The organism is Mycobacterium sp., from assembly GCF_035506235.1.
Taxonomy (GTDB): domain Bacteria; phylum Actinomycetota; class Actinomycetes; order Mycobacteriales; family Mycobacteriaceae; genus Mycobacterium.
Window position 1 is genome coordinate 13,097 of sequence record NZ_DATJPU010000197.1, and the last position, 19,002, is coordinate 32,098.

Below are 19,002 nucleotides of genomic sequence, written 5' to 3' on the forward strand. Positions count from 1 at the left end.
GCTTCGTCAGACCTCGATGACCGTCGGCACGATCATCGGCTGCCGGCGGTAGGTTTCGCCGACCCACTTGCCGACCGTGCGGCGCACCCCCTGGGCGATCCGGACGGGATCGGTCACGTCGGCGGCGACCAGCGCCTCGAGCTCGGCCTCGACCTTGCGCACCGCGGGCTCGAGCGCCTTCGGGTCTTCGGAGAACCCGCGCGAAAACAGCTGTGGCGCAGCGGCGGGACGACCGGTGCCACGCTTGACCACCACGGTCACCGCGACGAAACCCGACGACAGGATGAGCCGCTCGCCCAGGGTGATGTCGCCGACGTCGCCGGTGATCAGCCCGTCGACGAACATCTTGCCGACCGGCACCGCCCCGGCGATGGCGGCTTTGCCGGCCACCAGGTCGACGCTGACGCCGTTCTCGGCCAGCAGGATCGACTCCTCGGGCACCCCGGCGCGCGCCGCCAGCTTGGCATTGGCGCGCAGCATCCGCCAGGTGCCATGGACCGGCATCACATGGCGAGGCCGCACGCCGTTGTAGAGGAACAGCAGCTCGCCGGCGTAGGCGTGACCGGAAACGTGCACGCGCACTTGCTGGTTGGTGACGACGCGCGCCCCGATCTTGGCCAGCGAGTCGATGACCCCGTAGACCGCCTCCTCGTTGCCGGGAATCAGCGACGACGACAAGATCACCAGGTCCTCACGGGTGAGGGTGATGCTGCGGTGCTCGCCGCGCGACATGCGCGACAGGGCCGACATCGGCTCGCCCTGCGTGCCGGTGGTGATCAGCACGACCCGGTCGGGTGCCATCATCTCGGCGGCGGAGATTTCGATGAGGTCGGAATCGTCGACCCGCAGGAAACCCAGTTCCCGCGCGATGCCCATGTTGCGCACCATGGACCGCCCGACGAACGACACCCGCCGGCCCAAGGCCACCGCCGCGTCGATGATCTGCTGCACCCGGTCCACGTTGGAGGCGAAGCACGCCACGATGACGCGGCCGTCGGCGCCCCGGATCAGCCGGTGCAACGTCGGGCCGACCTCGCTTTCCGAGGGCCCGACACCGGGGATCTCGGAATTGGTCGAATCGCACAGGAACAAATCCACGCCCGCGTCGCCCAGCCGGGACATGCCGGGCAGGTCGGTGGGCCGGCGGTCGAGCGGCAGCTGGTCGAGCTTGATGTCGCCGGTGTGCAACACGGTCCCGGCGCCCGTGTGCACCGCGATGGCCAGGGCGTCCGGGATGGAATGGTTGACGGCGAAGTACCGGCACTCGAACACACCGTGCGCGCTGCGCTGCCCCTCGGCGACCTGCACGAAGACCGGCTTGATGCGGTGCTCGCGGCATTTGGCGGCGACCAGCGCCAGGGTGAACTTCGAGCCGACGACCGGGATGTCGGGGCGCAGCCTGAGCAAAAACGGGATCGCCCCGATGTGGTCCTCGTGCGCGTGGGTCAGCACCAGCGCCTCGATGTCGTCGAGGCGGTCCTCGATGTGGCGCAGATCGGGCAGGATCAGGTCGACGCCGGGCTCGTCGTGCGTGGGGAACATCACCCCGCAGTCGATGATCAGCAGGCGGCCGAGGTGCTCGAAAACGGTCATGTTGCGGCCGATTTCGTTGATGCCGCCCAGCGCGGTGACCCGCAACCCGCCCCGGGTCAGAGGACCCGGTGGGGCGAGGTCTACATCCACTTGTAAGCCGCCCTTTGGCTCACCGAAGCACCGAGGCCGCGCGCATGTCGGCGGCCAGCGCATCGCTCTGCTCCGGCGTTGCCGGCATTTGCGGCAGCCGTGGGTCGCCGACGTCAAAGCCCTGCAGGCGCAAACCCGCCTTCGACATCGTCACGCCACCCAGGCGGGCCATCGCGTTGCACAGCGGTGCGACCGCGACGCTAATCTTCCGGGCGGTGGCGATGTCCCCGGAATTGAAGGCGGACAACAACTCCCGCAGCTGGCCCGCGGCCACATGGGCGATCACGCTGATGAAGCCGGTGGCACCCATCGCCAGCCACGGCAGGTTCAGCGCATCGTCGCCGGAGTAGTAGGCCAGGCCGGTCTCGGCCATGATCTGGCCGCCGCTGTGCAGATCGCCCTTGGCGTCCTTGATTCCCACAATGTTCGGGTGGGCGGCCAGCGCATGGATGGTCGCGGTTTCGATCGGTATCACCGAGCGCGGCGGGATGTCATAGAGCAGCACCGGCAGTTCGGTCGCGTCGGCGATCGCGGTGAAGTGCGCGACGAGCCCGGACTGCGGCGGCTTGGAGTAGTACGGCGTGACCACCAGCAGGCCGTGTGCGCCCTCCGCCGCGCAGGCCTTGGCCAGCCGGACGCTGTGCGCCGTGTCATATGTGCCCGCGCCGGCGATGACGCGGGCCCGATCGCCCACCGCCTCCAGCACGACGCGCAGCAGCTCGACCTTCTCGTCGTCGGTGGTGGTCGGCGACTCGCCGGTGGTCCCGGAGACCACCAGGCCGTCGCACCCCTCGCTCACCAGGCGGTTTGCCAGCTGCGCCGCCGCCGCGGTGTCCAGGGAGCCGTCGGCCGCGAAGGGTGTCGCCATCGCGGTCAGCAGGGTTCCCAGCCGTGCGGGGGCGTCGAATCCGACGGTGCTCACGGTCTTCAGGTTACCTGGCGGCGCCAAGGTGTTTTGCACCCGCGGCGGGCGTGCCGTGGTCTCAGCTGCCCCACGAGTCACGGCAAGTCGAGGCATGACCGATGTGCCCGCCTCACAGCGACAACGCCGCTGTCTTTGTCGCTGTGAGGCGGGCACGAAGGCACATGGAACCGGCGGAGTGACTGCAGTGGCAAATGGGATTACGGGGCTACGCCTCGGTCGCCAACGGGCTGGTGGCGACCTCCGTCCCGTCGGCCAGCGTGGAGACCTCGAAATCGGCGAACACCGCGGGCGCCACGTCGACGAGCTGGCGCAGGCATTCGATGGCCAGCCGCCGGATTTCCACGTCGGCGTGCTCGCTGGCGCGCATCGCGATGAAGTGCCGCCACGCCCGGTAGTTCCCGGTCACCACGATGCGGGTTTCGGTGGCGTTGGGCAGCACGGCGCGGGCGGCCTGGCGCGCCTGCTTGCGCCGCAACACCGCGCTGGGTTCGTCGGCGAACTTGGCCTCCAGCCTGGCCAGCAGCTCGGCGTAGGTGGCCCGGCTGGCGTCGGCGGCCTCGGTCAGGATCCGCTGCAGTTCGGGGTCGTCGTCCATGCCCGGCGGCACGACGACCCGCGAGTCCCCCTCGGGCACATAGCGTTGCGACAGCTGCGAGTAGGAGAAGTGCCGGTGCCGGATCAGCTCGTGCGTGCACGATCGCGAGATGCCGGTGATGTAGAACGACACGCTGGCGTGCTCGAGCACCGAAAAGTGTCCGACGTCGATGATGTGCCTGATGTAGCCGGCGTTGGTCGCCGTCTTGGGGTTGGGCTTTGACCAGCTCTGATAGCAGGCCCGGCCGGCGAACTCGGTGAGCGCGGGGCCGCCGTCGGCGTCGGTGGTCCACGGCACGTCCGGCGGCGCCAGGAACTCCGTCTTGGCGATCAGCTGCACGCGCAGCGGCGCGGTCTCGGCCACGGCGCTCACCTTAGCGCCGCGACGGTTCAGGCCGGCAGGGCCCGCTGAGGAGGTGGCGCGGACTTCGTTCGGGCGTCATCGTGCTGACCGTCACCGGGATTGGCGATGGTGATGCCGCTGACGGCGGCACCCAGGAAGTACAGCGCGGCGGCGACCTCGAGCAGCCGGGCGAAGCTGGCATCGGTAAGCGGGCCCGCCGCAATGACTCCCATGCAAGCCACGGCGGTCAGCGCGGAAGTCCGGCCCACCGCGTTCTGGATTGCCGCCGCGATTCCGCTGTGAGCGGACTCGACCGAGACCAAAATGACCGAGCTCAGCGGGGTGATGGTGAGGACCAGGCCGGCGGCCAGCACGAGCCGTCCGGGCAGCAGGTGCGTGGCGAAGTCGAAATGGTGGGCATACGGGCAGATCAGCAGGAGCCCCATCCCGGCCAGCACCGGGCCCGCGATCAAGAAAACCCGCGGACCGATCCGGCCGGCGGCATTGCCCACACGGCGAGCGAACAGAAACAACACGATGGGGTTGGGCAGCGTGATCAGGCCGGCGAGGATGGCGGGGTAACCGGCGACCTCCTGCAGGTATAACGCGGTAGCGATCGAGCCGAGCGTCAGGCCGCCGTAGACGAACGCGGTCGCCAGGTTGGCACCGGCGAAGTTGGCCGTCGTGAACAATCTCAGCGGCACCATCGGGTGGGGTGCGCGGCGCTCCCACGCCACGAACGCCAGCATCGCGACCACGCCCACGATCGACAGCGTCAGGACCAAGGGGCTGGTCCATCCATGCCGCCGGGACTCGATGAGCGCGTACACGGTGGCGCCGAGCGCAACGGCCGACAATGCGGCACCGGCTACGTCGACGCCGGCGCGTTCGGCCGGCCCGGGCACCGGGAGCACCCAAAAGGTCAGCGCGAAACCGATGGCTACCGCGATTGCCAGCGAGATGTAGATCCAGCGCCAGCTCAAGACATCGACGGTCAGGCCGCCCAGCACCGGCCCCAGCGCGAAGGCGGTGCTGGTCCACGCGGTCCAGGACCCGATGGCCGCCGGGCGCGCGGGGCGGTCGATCGTGGAGTTGATCAGCGCCAGGGAACCCGGCACCAAGAATGCGCCGCCCAGGCCCTGGATCAGCCGCGCCGCGACCAGCATCGCCGGACAGCCGGCGGCGGCCGCCAGCACGCAGCCCGTCCCGAAGGCCGCCAGCCCGAAACGCAGCACCGGCAGCCGGCCGAACCGATCGGAGATGGACCCACCCGGTAAAACCGTCACCGCCAGCGCCAGCAAGTAGCCGTCGACGACCCACTGTTGCAGCGACAGGCCCCCGCCCATGTCGCGCCCGATGGCCGGCAGGGCCAGATTCACGATGCTGCTGTCGAGGAAGGCGAACATCGCCACCAGGATCGCCACCACCATGACGCGGCTCGTCGGCGCGACGTCGCGTAGCCTCATCTCCGACTCTTCACGCGACCGCCAGCGACGGATCCGGGATTCGCTGCCGCACAACACAATTCGGTCCCACCACGGCGGGCCCCCGTAATGGCCGCCGCCACGGGTTGACATTCCCAGGGGACGCCGGACGAGGGCATCGGCGCAAAAGCGCTGGCGCGGCGGGCGATTGACGCACTAAACGCACGTCGACATCGTGGGTCCCCACGACACGCTCGCACGGGCCGGCGAAGCGTTATGGCCTGCCTCCGGCTCCGCCCCCGCCCGCGCGCGCAACGCAATCCGACATAGGGCCCCTCCTTCCAAGAGAGCTGCACCTGCCCCTCCCGATGAGGCGGGTAATACCACCAGCCTAAGAGCGATTCGAGCGAATAATTGTTGCCACGCTGTGAGTTGCTTGCGGGTTGACTTAAGGTGTCGCAGTCTCGGCCGTCGGCCGCTCCGGTCGCCCGGGTGCGTCGGCGACCCGAACCGCGCCCGATATCAGCAGCGGGAGCACGGCGTCGCGGAACGCGGACAAACGCACGCATTCGGCGCGGCGCGCGTGACACAGCGCGCCCAGGCTGCTGATCGTCCGCGACGCCGCAGGCGCCAACCGCCGCACATCGCGGACCCGGACCTCCAGCAGGTCGCGCGGTTGAATCCGCTGGTGGCTCCCCGACGTCCCGGCGGCCCGCCGTTGCAGCGTTTCGGTGACGTCGGGTTGCCGTACAGCCGACCACAGGGCCGACGTATCGACACCGACCGGCCTCAGCACCACGAATTCCGTGCTGGCCAAGGCCATCTGCGACGGCAGGCTCAGCACGTTCCAGATACGCGGGATCCCGGGGTTCAGCTTCGCGAACAAGACGCATGGCTCCGACAGGAGGAACTTGCCGCTTCGGACGGATGCGGCAGCGGCGAGCGCGGGTTTCGCGCCGTCGTCGAACGCCGGGAGGCTGAAGTGGGCGACGACGTCGTCGAACTCGGACGGTCCGAGGAACGCCGTCGACCGGTCGGCCAGGCTGGACAACGGCACGTAGTCGGACACCGCCCGGACGGTCGCCGCCATCAGGCCCTCGGCGGCCGCGATCACGCGCTCGTTCGCGGCGATCTTGTCGTCGACGGCGCCGAGCAACCCGGCGATCCGGCGCCGTTGCGGCGCCGCGACGGTCGAGACCGAGACGTCGCGCAGGACCCGCTGGTTGAGCAGGGGCTGGCCCGATCCGCTCCGGTGATCGCCCAGCCCGCAGGTGTGCAGCGCGTAATACCAATACCGCGTGTCTCCGGGCTCCTTGGCCCGGCATACCAGCGCGTTGTCGGTGACCCAGACATCGGAATCGCAATACCGCAGGCTGCCGCAATACGATCCGACGCGGCCCAGGACGATGAGTGGGCCGGTCGCGTTGCGTTGCGCCGCATAACCGATCGCCCCGTTGGCGCCGTAGACGGGGAAGCGCCCGTCTGATGCCCGTCGCGGCGGACTGGTTCCGTTGCTGAATTCGAGATGGTCGCCCAGCCTGACCCTCACCGCAGGCGCCCCAGCTGTTCGCGCACCACTGTGTCCAGTCGCGCGGATTCGTCGAGCGCCGCCAGCAGGTCGCCGGTCAGCCGGGCGACCTTCTCCTCGACCGGCTCCCCGTCGTCGTCGGCGGCGGCGGGGGGGCCCACATACCGCCCGGGCGTCAGGGCGTAGCCGGCGGCCCTGATGTCGTCCAGCGACGCCGATCCGCAGAAGCCCGGGACGTCCTGGTACGTCAGGCCTTTGGCGGCGGCGGACTGCGATCCGCACCACGCGTGGTACGTGTCGCCGATGCGAACGACCTCCTCGTCGGTGAGTGCGCGCTCGGCCCGATCCACCAGGTAGCCGAGCCCGCGGGCGTCGATGAACAGCACCTCGCCTGCCCGGTCGCCCTTGTGCATGGCGAAAAACCACACGCAGACCGGGATGCCGGTGCTGCGGAACAACTGCCCCGGCAGCGCCACCATGCAGGACACCAGGTCGGCCTCGACGATCCCGGCCCGAATGTCGCCCTCCCCGAGCGCATTCGAGGACATCGAGCCGTTGGCCATCACCACACCGGCCTTGCCGCCCGGCGCCAGCTTGGACAGGATGTGCTGAATCCAGGCGTAGTTGGCGTTGGTGGCGGGCGGAATGCCGAAGCGCCAGCGCGGGTCTCGTTCGTCGCGGGCCCAATCCTTGATGTTGAAGGGCGGATTGGCCAGCACGTAGTCCATCTGCATTCCGGCGTGCTGGTCGTCGGCGAACGTGTCGCCCCACCGCGCGCCCAAACCGCTGTCGTCGATGCCGTGGACGGCGAGGTTCATCTTCGCCATCCGCCAGGTCTGCTCGACGCTTTCCTGCCCGTAGATCGCGACTTTCGCGGGATCGCCGTCGTGCTCGGCGATGAACTGCTCGGTCTGCACGAACATCCCGCCCGAACCGCAGCACGGGTCGTACACCCGCCCGCTCGAGGGTTCGAGGACCTCGACGATCACCCGCACCACGCTGGGCGGGGTGAAGAACTCGCCGCCCCGCCGTCCCTCCGCCCGGGCGAAGTTGCCCAGGAAGTACTCGTACACCTCGCCCATCAGGTCCCGCGCGCGCCGGCCGCCCTCCTTGTCGAATTGCGCGCCGTCGAGCAGGCGCACCAGCTCGCCCAGCCGGCGCCGGTCGAGGTTTTCATACAGCCGCGGCAGCGTTGCGGCCTCCATCGCGTCGTCGACGAGCAGGCCGAAGTTCGGGGATTCCGCGTTGTGCGCCAAGGTCTTCCAGCGCGAGGCGAAGGCATGCCTGAGGAACACCAGCCCGAGGATGACGTCTTTGTACTGGCCGGCTGGAAGGGAGCCGCGCAGCTTGTTGGCCGCCTTCCACAGCGTGTCCTTGAGCTCTTTGTCGGTTGCCCGCATCAGCCGACCGCCCGCAGGTCGGCGGCCAGGTCCCCGCGGGTGGAGACGCTGAACCCGCCCAGCCCCAGCCACGACGCCATGGACTCCAGCTGGCCCGCCAGCGCCGCGACCACCTGCCGTCGCGGCGTATCCGGCTCGCCGAACGCGCCCATGACACGCAGCGAGTCGGCGGCGCGGTCGGCCTTGAGGTCGACCCGCGCCACCAGCCGCCCGTCCATCAGCAGCGGCCACACGTAGTAGCCGTATCGGCGCTTGGCGGCCGGCGTGTAGATCTCGATGCGGTAGTGGAAGCCGAACAGCCGCTCGACCCGGGGCCGGAAGAAGATCAACGGGTCGAACGGGCACAGCAGCGCGGTGCCGCGGTCGACGCGCGGCACCGTCCGGCCCGCCCGCAGGTACGCCGGCGCGGACCAGCCGTCGACGTCGACCCGCTCGATCTCGCCGGCGGACAGCAGGCCGGCGATCGCCGGCTTGACCTGCTGGGCCGACAGCCGGAAGTAGTCGCGGATGTCGGCCTCGGTGCCCACGCCCAACGCGGTGGCGGCCCGCAGCGTGAGCTCGCGGACTGCCTCGTCGTCGTCGACCTGGCGGGCCAGCACTCTCGCCGGCAGCACCCTTTCCACCAGGTCGTAGTGGCGCGCGAAGCCCAACCGGGTGGCCGTGGTGAGCACCCCGGAGGCGAACAGCGCCTCGGCGACCCACTTGGTGTCGCTGCGGGTCCACCAGGTGCCCTTCTTGCGTCGCGGCTCGGCGGCCAGGTGCTCCTCGATCTGCCCGGCGGTGCTGGGCCCGAGTTCCGCCACGGCGGCGACGATGCGTTCGGCGAGCTCGGGATTGGCCTTGACGATGTGGGTGCCCCAGCGGCCGTGGGTGTATTGACGCATCCGCCAGCGCAGCAGCGGCCAGTCTTCGACGGCCATCAGCGCGGCCTCGTGGGCCCAGTACTCGGCCAGCAGCCGCGACGAGCGGGGTCCCCAGGCCGCGCGGTCCAAGACGTCGCGGTCGTAGGGGCCGAGCCGGCTGAACACCGGCGCGTAGTGGGCGCGCACCGCCACCGACACCGAATCGAGTTGCAGCACTTGGATTCTCGATATGAGGCGCTTCAGATGCGCGCGGGTGACCGGGCCGACGGGCCGTGGGTCGCTAAATCCTTGGGCCGCAACGGCTATCCGCCGGGCTTGCGCGGCGGTCAGCCTGGAGGTGCGGGGCGACACGCGCCGAGAATACCGGCTTTCCGGCCACCGTCGGCGGCGGCGCGACCGGGCTCACCCCGTGCTGACTTTCCCGTCCGCCGACACCAGGGAGCCCGCCTCCGGCGGATTCTTTCGTTCTTCGTATGCCGACTCGAGCGCGCCCGGGACCGGTTCCAGGTCGCGGTAGACGCCCATCAGCTGCTCGAGGATCCTGATCCGTTGCTGGCTCGCCTCGTCCACCGCGCGCAGGGCCTTGTCGCGATAGTGATCGGCCTCCTGCTTCGCGTCGCCGAGGAGCTGCTCGCGCGCTCGCTGGGCGTCGGCGCGCATGCTGGCCAGTTCGTCCTCGAGCTTGTTCTTGGCCTCCGCGTACTCGGCTTCCATGGCCTTTCGCTGTTCGGCCATGTCCGCCAGCACCTCATCGCGCTTGCGTTGGGCGGCCTCGGCCTCGGCCTCGGCCGCCGCGATCAGCGCCTCCGCCTCGGCCCGAGCCTCGGCCTGCATCTCGGAGGCCTCGTCGACCGCGCGCCGCAGCATCTTGGCCATTCGCTGCTGCACCGCGTGGGGCGAGGTCGAGGTCTCCGTGAGGACGGCGATCTCCTTGCGCAGGGCTGCGGCTTCCTCGCCGGATTCCCTCAGCCGGGCCCTGAGGCTCTCGACGTCGTCGCGGAGCAACTGCTGCTTGGTGGCCAACATCTCGATGTGGGCGTCGACCGCGGCCGGGTCGTAGCCTCTGAACATCCGCGTGAAGGTCTTTGCGGGTTCGGTTATCACTGCCAATTCCCCCTCCTGGCAACGTCTGTGAAAATCCCCGGCGATACCGACCCCGCGTCCGAGTATGTCATGGGCGCCGACGCGGGCGCTCAGGCCCGACGGTAGCTGTGAAACCGGTAGCGCAGCCCCGTGCGGCTGACCTGCCACTCCCCCGTCTCACCCAGCCACGCCTCGTCGAGCGCCGGGGCCAGCGCGTCCTCGTCATCGCGCGCCAGGTCGATGTCGACCTCGGTGACCTCGCAGCGGGTGGCCAGCGGCAACCCGAGCACGTAGATCTCCGCGCCGCCGATCACCCACGTCTCGGGCTCCGTGAGCGCGGCTTCGAGCGAACCGACGACCTCCGCTCCGTCGGCCCGAAAGTCGGCCTGCCGGGTCATCACGACGTTTCGGCGGCCCGGCAGCGGCCGGACCCGGACGGGCAGTGATTCCCAGGTTCGCCGGCCCATCACCACCGTGTGCCCCATGGTCAGCTGCTTGAAGCGGGCCAGGTCCTCGGGCACCCGCCAGGGGATGTCGCCGCCACGGCCGATGACACCGGACGTCGACTGAGCCCACACCAGACCCAGGGACGTCATACAGCGACGGGCGCTTTGATCGCCGGGTGCGGGTCGTAGTTCTTCACGACGACATCCTCGTAGGTGTAGTCAAAGATCGAATCCCGGTGCGCCAGAACGAGTTCTGGGTAGGGCCGCGGCTCGCGGCCGACTTGGGTCCGGACCTGTTCGACGTGGTTGTCGTAGATGTGGCAGTCGCCGCCCGTCCAGACGAACTCGCCGACCGACAGACCGGCCTGGGCCGCCATCATGTGGGTGAGCAGCGCGTAGCTGGCGATGTTGAACGGCACCCCGAGGAACAGGTCCGCGCTGCGCTGATACAGCTGGCAGCTCAGCCGGCCGTCGGCCACGTAGAACTGGAAGAACGCGTGACACGGCGGCAGCGCCATCTGCGGGATATCGCCGACGTTCCACGCCGACACGATGATGCGCCGCGAGTCCGGGTCGGTGCGCAGCAACTCCAGCGCGGCGCTGATCTGATCGACGTGCTCGCCCGACGGGGTCGGCCACGACCGCCACTGCACGCCGTAGATCGGCCCGAGATCGCCTGTGTCACTTGCCCATTCGTCCCAGATGGTGACGCCGTGCTCGTGCAGCCACGCGACGTTGGAGTCGCCGCGCAGGAACCAAAGCAGCTCGTAGACCACCGACTTGAGATGCACCTTCTTGGTGGTCAGCAGCGGGAAGCCGGCCGACAGGTCGTAGCGCAACTGCTGGCCGAACAGGCTGCGGGTCCCGGTGCCGGTGCGGTCGGACTTCGCCGCGCCCCGCTCGAGCACCAGGCGCAGCAGGTCCTCGTAGGGGGTCGGGATCGACACGCGGTCAGCTTAGCGGCGATCGCGGGGAGTAGAACGGAGGCCATGCCGAAGATCACCGACAGCGTCACCACTCCCGACGGCACGTGCCCCGTCGGCCTGTTCACCCCCGAAGGATCCGGCCCGTGGCCCGGCGTCGTCATGTACGTCGATGCCGGCGGGGTGCGCGACACCTTCGACCAGATGGCCGCCAAGCTGGCCGGATTCGGTTACGCGGTGCTGCTTCCCGACGTGTACTACCGCAGCGGCGACTGGGCCCCGTTCGACATGGCCACCGTGTTCGGCGACGCCAAGGAACGCGGGCGCCTGTTCTCGATGATCGGCAGCATCACGCCGGACAAGATGGCCAGCGACGCCGGCGCCTTCTTCGACTACCTGGCCGCCCGCCCCGAGGTGTCCGGGCAGCGCTTCGGCGTGTGCGGCTATTGCATGGGCGGCCGGACTTCGCTGGTGGTGGCCGGCCGCCTCGGCGACCGCGTCGCCGCCGCCGCGTCGTTCCACGGCGGCGGGCGGGTGACCGACGGGGCGGACAGCCCGCACCTGCTGGCCGACCGGATGACCGCGACGGTGTACGTGGGCGGCGCCGAAAACGACGCGTCGTTCACCGCCGACCATGGCGAGCAGCTCGACAAGGCGCTGACGGCGGCGGGCGTGGAACACACCATCGAGTGGTACCCGGCCGCCCACGGGTTCGCGGTCCCGGACAACCCGCCCTATGACCCCGCCGCCGACGAGCGCCATTGGGCGGCGATGACGGAGGTGTTCGGTTCGGCGCTATAGCGCCAGGCCGGCGGAGCCTTCCGCGGCGATCGTCTCGAGCAGCAGTGTCGCGGCCACCGCCGCGCCGTCGGTGCGGATCTGGCCGGCCAGAGCGCCGGCTCGCGCACGGGTCTCGGGCGTCAGGGCGGTCGCCAGGGCCGCCGACAGGGTCCCCGTCGTCGGCGCCGCTCCCACCAGCGCGGTGCCGATGCCCAGCTCGGCGGCCCGGCGCGCCCAGTACAGCTGGTCGGCCCCCTGCGGCACCACCACCTGAGGCGCGCCGGCCCGGGCGGCCGTCGTCGTCGTGCCGGCGCCGCCGTGGTGCACGACGGCGGCAACCCGGGCGAACAGCGCCTGCTGGTTGACCTCGCCGACGGCAAAGCAGTCGTCCCCGTCGTCGATCGGCGCCAGGCCGGCCCAGCCCCGGGCGAGCAGCGCGCGGCGGCCCTGCGCCCGGATCGCCTCGATGGACGCCCGGGCGATGCTCTCCAGCGTGGGCACGGGCATGCTGCCGAAGCCCACGTACACCGGCGGTGCGCCGGCGTCCAGGAACTTCATCAACTCCGTGGGGAGCGGGCGGGTGTCGCGCAGCAGCCACGCGCCGGTTTGGACCACATCGAGGTCCGCCGGCTCCGGCCATGGGCCCAGGGCCGGGTCCGCCGCGAGCCACGGGCGGTCGGTGAGGGCATGGCCGCGGACGTTGTCGACCGGCGACAGGCCGATCGCGGCCCGGTGTCGGTTGAGCGTCACGCCGAAGTGCGCGTTCGCGTTCCGGGCGTCCAGGTCCCACAGCACCCGGTTGTCGACCATGCCCGGTGGCAGCGGCGCGCGCCAGAACGACGGCGGCGGGTGGTGCGGTGACGGCAGGTCCGCCGGGTGATAGCTCGCGTATACGTACTGGATGCCCAGCTTTTCGGCCGCCGAGCGGGCGCCCGCCGCGGCCGGCAACAGGCCCGCCGCCACCAGCGCGTCACACCCCTGGGCCGCCGCGGCGACCGTGTCGAACTGCGCGGCGATCAGCTCGTCGATGTGCCGCCGCAGATCGGCCTCCGACGGCGGCGTCGCGCCGGTCACCATCGCGCGCACCGACTCGCCGAACGGCACCAGTGGCACACCGAGTCCGGCCACCCGCTCGGCGAACTCCTCGTCCGGCGGCGCGCAGATGCGGACCTCCGCGCCGAGCGCCTGCAACTGCACGGCCAGGCCGACCAGCGGCTCGACACCCCCCCGCGAATCGTATGTCGAGAGCAACACGCGCATTTGGCCACTGTGCAGCAGCGCCGCACCCCCCGGGGAGCCCGCGGCGGGCGGCCGGTGCGTTTGCCGGACGAAACGGTTTCGATCGTTCTGAGCGAAACATCGCCTGACCGTCGCCGGCCGCTCGGCGTCGTGGTAGGCAAGCAATTTGCCTGTTGTCCGCGCCGGCGCCCGGGCGAAGTTAGCGAACTCCGGCCGAGTAAGTTGCTGCCGGAGGTTACTGCCGGTGAATGAGGCTTTCACCGTGTTAGCGGTGGTGCGTAACCGAATTTGCTAACGACAAGTGGCCCGCCGTTCCAACGATGCCGTGATCGGGCGTGCAGCTAATAAACCGTGCTAAGAAACCCGGTGCCGATGCGCTGGACTGCAGCACGAATCTATTTGGCATGTGACAAATAGCTAATACGAGCAGGGACGGTGGACTTGTCACGGCCCTTCCCATAACATTTGCTGTCATCGCGTTCAGAAAATGAGCGCGACTTCCCGCTTTCGGGGCGATATGCGAGGGCGACGACGGGAGCACCGTGATCGCAAAGATTCCCAGAGCCGCCAACGGTGGACGGGTCGAGCGCCGAAGCCCGAGGCCGCCCGACCAGTTGCCCATCGACGAACTCCAGCGAATGCCGGCCCTGCTCGTCCTGGAACGGCTGCCCGCTCCGGCCCTGGCGGTTGACCGCGCGGGCACCATCCTGTTCGCCAACGGCTCGTTCTGCGACATGGTGGGCCACTCCCCCGACGAGCTTCTCCAGATGGAGTTCGAAGACATCTTTCGCAGCCCGCCGGCCGACGATCCCTGGGTCACGCTGGTCGGCACGGGCGCCAAGCGGCTCGTTGAGCTGCGGCACAAAGCCGGTCACTCGGTGTGGGCGAGCATGAGCAAGTCGGCGATGCGACGCCGTGACGACACGGTGGCGCTGGTCACCTTCCACGACCGGACCGAGGAGCTGTGGGTCAAAACCGACGCGCCCGATCACGAGATCGGCAGGTTTACCAACTGGGCCAGCTGGGCCCGGTGGCTATAGGCGGTGCCGAGCGCCAGCTGGTCGCTCTTGGCGCGCTTGAGGTACAGGTGCGCCGGATACTCCCAGGTCATTCCGATGCCACCGTGCAGTTGCACGCACTCCTCGGCGGCGTGCACGGCGATGCCGCTGCAGTAGGCCTGCGCGATGGCCGCCGCGGTCGCCGCATCGTCGTCCTCGCGGGCGCACGTGTCGGCGGCGTACCGCGCAACCGCGGTCGCGGCGCCGATCTCGAACCACAGGTCCGCCAGCCGGTGCTTGATCGCCTGGTAGGAGCCGATCGCGCGCCCGAACTGCTTGCGCTGCTTGACGTAAGCCAGCGTCGTGTCGAAACACCACTGGGCCACCCCGAGTTGCTCGGACGCGAGCAGCGCCGCCGCAGTGCGCAGCGCTTCCGCCACGGCGGATGCCGCCGGGCCGACCCGTGACGACGCGGCCCCCGAAAAGCTGACGCTGGCAAGCGGTCTCGTCATGTCCAGCGCCAGCACCGGCGTCACCTGCACGCCCGGCGCCGTCCGCGGCACGGTGTGCAGCTCGAGCCCGTCGGGGCCCGTCGCCGGCACCACCAGCACGTCGGCCTCCCCGGCACCCGCGACGCTGCCGACCAGTCCGCTCAGCCCGCTCACACCGTTGCCGCCGGCGGTGACGGCCGCGACGGCATCGCCGGGCGCGGTGGACAGCGGCACGACCAGCGCGGCGGTGAGCTCACCCCGGGCCAGCGCGGACACCGTTTCGCTGTCGCCGGCGCGCAGCAGCGCGACCGTGGCCAGCACCGCGCTGGACAGGAACGGCACCGGGGCGACGGCCCGCCCGATCTCCTCCATGACCACCGCGGCCTCGCGCGCACCCGCGCCGGCACCGCCGAGCGACTCGGGCACCAGCAGCCCGGCCACCCCCAGCTCGGCGGCCAGCATCCGCCAGATCCCTGAAAAGTCCCGCGGCTCAGTGCCATAGACTCGGGCCACCGATTCGGGCGGGCACCGGTCGGCGAACAGGTGACGGACGCTGTCGCGCAGCGCCTCCTCGGTGTCGGAGTACAACAAGTCGCGCTCGCCATGTCCGGTCATCGGGGCAGGTCCTTCCACGCGACATCCTTATCGACGCGGTGTTCGCCCGGCAGGCCGAGGATCCGCTCGGAGATGGTGTTGCGCAACACCTCCGACGTGCCGCCCTCGATGGAGTTGCCGCGGGCCCGCAGGTAGCGGTAGCCGGGCTCGCGGCCGACCAGGTCGACCGTTTCCGGTCGGCGCATGGTCCAGTCGTCGTAGCGCAGCCCGGCTTCGCCGTGCAGTTCGATCTCGAATCCCGAGATCGCCTGGGCCAGGCGGGCGAAGGCCACCTTCATGCCCGCACCCTCGGGCCCCGGCTGACCTATGCTGGCCTGCTGGCGCAGCCGCTCACCGGCCAGCCGCAGGACCTCCGCCTCGACCCACAGCCGCATCAGCTCGTCGTGCATCGCGGGGTTGCGCAGCGTCGGCTCTTTTCGCCAGGCCGCGGTGACCTTACCGATATGGCCGCCTTCCCGCGGCGTTCCGGCGCGCGTGCCGATGGCGATGCGCTCGTTGTTGAGCGTGGTGGTCGCGACGCGCCAGCCGCCGCCCTCCGGGCCGAGCCGGTTGGCGTCGGGGACCCGGACGTCGGTGAGGAAAACCTCGTTGAATTCCGCCTCGCCGGTGATCTGGCGCAGCGGCCGGACCTCGACGCCGGGTTGGGTCATATCGCACAGGAAGTACGTCAGGCCAGAGTGTTTGGGCACGGTCGGGTCGGTGCGCGCGACCAGGATGGCCATCTGCGCGTGCTGGGCCTGCGACGTCCACACCTTCTGCCCGTTGACGATCCAGTCGTCACCGTCGCGCACCGCGCGGGTGGACACCCCGGCCAGGTCCGAGCCGGCACCGGGCTCGCTGAACAGCTGGCAGTAGATCTGTTCGCCGGTGAACAACGGGCGCAAAAACCTTCGCTTCTGTTCGTCGGTCCCGAACGCCGCGATCGTCGGCGCCGCCATGCCCATGCCGATGTAGTTCTTGACGGTGCCGCCCACCGGCGCACCGGCGGCGGCGAGCTGGGCGTCGACGAGTTGCTGGGCCCTGCGCGACAGGCCCAGCCCGCCGAAGCCGTGCGGCAGGTGCACCCAGGCCAGCCCCGCATCGTATTGCGCGCCAAGGAATTCCCGCGGTTCGGTTGTGGCCGGGTCGTGCTCGTCGAGCAGTGTCCGGACCCGCGCCGCCAGGTCTGCTTCGGCACTCATTGGGACTGGTACCCCTGCGCGGGGCCGAGCAGCAGGCCGCCGTCGATCACCATCGTCTCCCCGGTGATCCAGCTCGCCGCATCCGAGACCAGAAAGGCGACCGCGCCCGCCACGTCGGCCGGCTCGCCGATGCGCCCGAGCGCTATCGTGGCCGCCAGCGGATCTTCGTGGTCCTTCCACAGCGCCTCGGCCAGCCTGGTGCGCACCACGCCCGGGCAGATCGCGTTGACCCGGATGCCCGGCGAAAGTTCCAGTGCCAGTTGCTTGGTGACGTGGATCAGCGCGGCCTTGGTGGCGTTGTACAATCCCATCGCGGGCGACTGGTGCATGCCCCCGATCGAGGCGGTGTTGACGATCGTGCCGCCGTGCTCGCCCATCCATGACTTGACGACGAGCGAGGTCCACAGCAGCGGGGCCCACAGGTTGACGTCGAAGATCTTGGTGAACCGGGCGTGGTCCTGGTCGATCAGCGGACCGTACGCCGGATTCGTTCCCGCGTTGTTGACCAGGATGTCGACGCGACCGAAGCGCTCCAGCGCGAGATCCACGCAGCGCCGCGCGGCCTCCTCGTCGACGGCGTGCGCGCCGACGCCGACGGCCTTCTCGCCGACTTGTGCCGCGGCGGCGTCGGCCGCCTCCTGCTTGCGGGCGGTCAGCACCACGTCGGCGCCGGCCGCGGCCAATTGCTGGGCGATCGCCAGCCCGATTCCGCGCGACGCGCCGGTGATTATCGCGGTACGGCCGGTCAAATCCAGTGAGGTCATCGCGGTATGCCTTCCGTCGCGCGAACGCGAACTATTCGCCGTTGGCTACAAGGATGTTTTACACATGTGTGTACGTGGTATGCGACCCGCATGTTCACGAAATTAACCCTCACGAAAAGACTGGTGATGGGCGGGGCGGCCGCCGCGGCGATCGCGGTCGCGCCGATCGCCGTCACCGATTCGGTTGCTTCCGCAGCGGCGCCGGCCGGCCCCGCGCCCACGCATGTCGTCTTCAAGGACGACCCGGGTGGCGGCGGCTGCGACGCCAACGGCAACTGCGGGTCCGGGGGCCAGAACCAAGGACCCGGGGGCGGCCCCGGCGGGCAGGGCTGCGTGCCGGGCGTCGGCTGCGGCTCCGGCGGCCAGTTCGCCGGTCCCGGCGGCGTCCCGGGCGGCACGGGCTGCCTGCCCGGCGTCGGCTGCGGTTCGGGCCACGGATAACACTTCAACCCTCAGGGACCCTCAGCCTCCCGGCAGCCTGGTGATCCAGGCCCGGGAGTCTGCCGGGTCGATGACGTCGTCAAGTTCGAACGTGGTCGCTGAGCGCAGCGCCTTCCCGTGCTGATATGCCGCCGCCACGAGCTTGTCGAACAGCTGCTGGCGCGCAACAGGATCCGCCTCGGCCGCCAGCTCCTTGCTGAAACCGAGGTGCACGGCGCCCTCCAGACCCATCCCGCCGATCTCCCCGGTCGGCCAGGCCACCGTGAACTGCGGCGCGCGAAAAGAACCGCCGGCCATCGCCATCGCGCCCAGCCCATAACCCTTGCGCAGGATGATCATTCCCAGCGGCACCGTCAGCCTCGCGCCCAGGACGAACATCCGGCCGAAGCGGCGGACGGCGGCCTCCTTTTCCGCGTCCGGCCCGACCATGAATCCCGGCGTGTCGCACAGCGAGATCACCGGCAACCGGAACGACTCGCACAGGGCGAGAAAGTCGCCGGCCTTGTCGGCGGCCTCGGCGTCGATCGCGCCGCCGAGGTGGTGGGTGCTGTTGGCGATCAGCCCGTATGCCACCCCCTCGACGCGCACCAGCGCGGTGACGATCCCGACGCCGTAGTCGGGCCGCAGCTCCAGCACGGAACCGACGTCGACGACCGACGCGATGGCTCGGTGCACGTCGTACGCCCGTAATCGGTTCTCCGGCACCACATGTCGAGCCAGCCGCGGATCCGGCGCCGCCCAGCCGTCGGCCCCGCTTTCCAGGGAGCCCTGGAAATACGAGAGGTATTGCCTGGCGAGCGATACGGCGTGCGCCTCGTCGCGGGCGACCAGGCTGACGACGCCGTTGCGCCGCTGCACGTCGATCGGCCCGATCGCCTCCGGCGGGTACACCCCCAGGCCGCCGCCCTCGATCATGGCCGGCCCGCCCATGCCGATGTTTGCGTCGGGGGTCGCGATGATCACGTCGCACACCCCGGCCAGCGCCGCGTTGCCGGCGAAGCAGCGGCCGGACACGACCGACACCAACGGAACCCGCCCGCTCAGCGCGGCCAGCATCCGAAAGGTCGGCACGTCGAGCCCGGCGACGCCGCCGACGTCGGTGTCGCCGGGCCGGCCGCCCCCGCCCTCGGCAAACAGCACCACCGGCAGGCGTTTTCGGGTGGCCAGCGCGAACACGCGATCGGTCTTGGCGTGATTGCGCATGCCCTGGGTTCCGGCCAGCACGGTGTAGTCGTAGGACACCACGACGGCCTCGGCCGCCGCCTTTCCGAAACGATCCGC

The 19,002-nt window shown here is 70.1% G+C and carries 18 protein-coding genes; 3 read left to right on the plus strand and 15 right to left on the minus strand.

The features are described from left to right. Positions 1-6: 6 nt before the first annotated feature. From VMD50_RS18540 to VMD50_RS18585, 10 genes are all read right to left on the minus strand, one after another. The gene (locus VMD50_RS18540; protein WP_325429402.1) at positions 7-1,683 is read right to left on the minus strand and encodes a ribonuclease J; all 1,677 of its coding nucleotides are present in this window, start codon (positions 1,681-1,683) and stop codon (positions 7-9) included. A 19-nt stretch (positions 1,684-1,702) separates the two neighbouring features. Then, a complete protein-coding gene (gene dapA / locus VMD50_RS18545) occupies positions 1,703-2,605 on the minus strand; it encodes a 4-hydroxy-tetrahydrodipicolinate synthase (protein ID WP_325429404.1) in 903 nt (300 codons plus the stop codon). Positions 2,606-2,813: 208 nt separating this feature from the next. Beyond that, positions 2,814-3,566, minus strand: a complete 753-nt coding sequence (gene thyX / locus VMD50_RS18550; RefSeq protein WP_325429406.1) for an FAD-dependent thymidylate synthase — start codon at positions 3,564-3,566, stop codon at positions 2,814-2,816. Between the two features lie 26 nt (positions 3,567-3,592). Continuing rightward, positions 3,593-5,011: an MFS transporter gene (locus VMD50_RS18555; protein WP_325429408.1), complete on the minus strand. Its 1,419-nt coding sequence runs from the start codon at positions 5,009-5,011 to the stop codon at positions 3,593-3,595. A 406-nt stretch (positions 5,012-5,417) separates the two neighbouring features. After that, positions 5,418-6,518 (minus strand): restriction endonuclease subunit S, encoded by a 1,101-nt coding sequence (locus VMD50_RS18560; protein WP_325429410.1) that lies wholly within the window; start codon positions 6,516-6,518, stop codon positions 5,418-5,420. Next, positions 6,515-7,897, minus strand: coding sequence for a type I restriction-modification system subunit M (locus VMD50_RS18565; protein ID WP_325429412.1), 1,383 nt, complete (start codon positions 7,895-7,897; stop codon positions 6,515-6,517). The genes VMD50_RS18560 and VMD50_RS18565 overlap by 4 nt, the downstream gene beginning before the upstream one ends. Beyond that, entirely contained in the window at positions 7,897-9,111 is a 1,215-nt protein-coding gene (locus VMD50_RS18570) for a winged helix-turn-helix domain-containing protein (protein ID WP_325429414.1), read from the minus strand. The genes VMD50_RS18565 and VMD50_RS18570 overlap by 1 nt, the downstream gene beginning before the upstream one ends. Before the next feature lie 51 nt (positions 9,112-9,162). After that, complete coding sequence (locus VMD50_RS18575) at positions 9,163-9,864, minus strand: cell division protein DivIVA (protein WP_325429439.1); 702 nt, start codon at positions 9,862-9,864, stop codon at positions 9,163-9,165. Between the two features lie 89 nt (positions 9,865-9,953). After that, complete coding sequence (locus tag VMD50_RS18580) at positions 9,954-10,439, minus strand: dihydrofolate reductase (RefSeq protein ID WP_325429416.1); 486 nt, start codon at positions 10,437-10,439, stop codon at positions 9,954-9,956. Next, positions 10,436-11,236, minus strand: a complete 801-nt coding sequence (locus VMD50_RS18585) for a thymidylate synthase (protein WP_325429418.1) — start codon at positions 11,234-11,236, stop codon at positions 10,436-10,438. Before VMD50_RS18585 ends, VMD50_RS18580 begins: the two co-directional genes overlap by 4 nt. A 42-nt stretch (positions 11,237-11,278) precedes the next feature. Here VMD50_RS18585 and VMD50_RS18590 point away from each other — a divergent pair, with 42 nt between their 5' ends. Continuing rightward, entirely contained in the window at positions 11,279-12,013 is a 735-nt protein-coding gene (locus VMD50_RS18590) for a dienelactone hydrolase family protein (protein WP_325429420.1), read from the plus strand. Here VMD50_RS18590 and VMD50_RS18595 read toward each other — a convergent pair. Next, entirely contained in the window at positions 12,008-13,252 is a 1,245-nt protein-coding gene (locus VMD50_RS18595) for a glycosyltransferase (RefSeq protein WP_325429422.1), read from the minus strand. The two genes, VMD50_RS18590 and VMD50_RS18595, sit on opposite strands and share 6 nt — an antisense overlap. Positions 13,253-13,773: 521 nt before the next feature. Between VMD50_RS18595 and VMD50_RS18600 the strand changes: the two genes are divergently transcribed. Next, a complete protein-coding gene (locus VMD50_RS18600) occupies positions 13,774-14,271 on the plus strand; it encodes a PAS domain-containing protein (protein WP_325429424.1) in 498 nt (165 codons plus the stop codon). Here the strand turns inward: VMD50_RS18600 and VMD50_RS18605 are convergent. The 3 genes from VMD50_RS18605 to VMD50_RS18615 are packed head-to-tail and all read right to left on the minus strand — an operon-like array spanning position 14,220 to position 17,280. Continuing rightward, a complete protein-coding gene (locus VMD50_RS18605) occupies positions 14,220-15,335 on the minus strand; it encodes an acyl-CoA dehydrogenase family protein (RefSeq protein ID WP_325429426.1) in 1,116 nt (371 codons plus the stop codon). The genes VMD50_RS18600 and VMD50_RS18605 overlap by 52 nt on opposite strands. Continuing rightward, the gene (locus VMD50_RS18610; protein ID WP_325429428.1) at positions 15,332-16,516 is read right to left on the minus strand and encodes an acyl-CoA dehydrogenase family protein; all 1,185 of its coding nucleotides are present in this window, start codon (positions 16,514-16,516) and stop codon (positions 15,332-15,334) included. Before VMD50_RS18610 ends, VMD50_RS18605 begins: the two co-directional genes overlap by 4 nt. Continuing rightward, positions 16,513-17,280 (minus strand): SDR family oxidoreductase, encoded by a 768-nt coding sequence (locus VMD50_RS18615; protein ID WP_325429430.1) that lies wholly within the window; start codon positions 17,278-17,280, stop codon positions 16,513-16,515. The genes VMD50_RS18610 and VMD50_RS18615 overlap by 4 nt, the downstream gene beginning before the upstream one ends. A 90-nt stretch (positions 17,281-17,370) precedes the next feature. Here VMD50_RS18615 and VMD50_RS18620 point away from each other — a divergent pair, with 90 nt between their 5' ends. Further along, positions 17,371-17,721: a PE-PGRS family protein gene (locus VMD50_RS18620; RefSeq protein WP_325429431.1), complete on the plus strand. Its 351-nt coding sequence runs from the start codon at positions 17,371-17,373 to the stop codon at positions 17,719-17,721. Between the two features lie 21 nt (positions 17,722-17,742). Here the strand turns inward: VMD50_RS18620 and VMD50_RS18625 are convergent. Continuing rightward, positions 17,743-19,002, minus strand: a 1,260-nt coding sequence (locus VMD50_RS18625) for an acyl-CoA carboxylase subunit beta (protein WP_325429433.1), incomplete at its 5' end; no start/stop codon positions are given.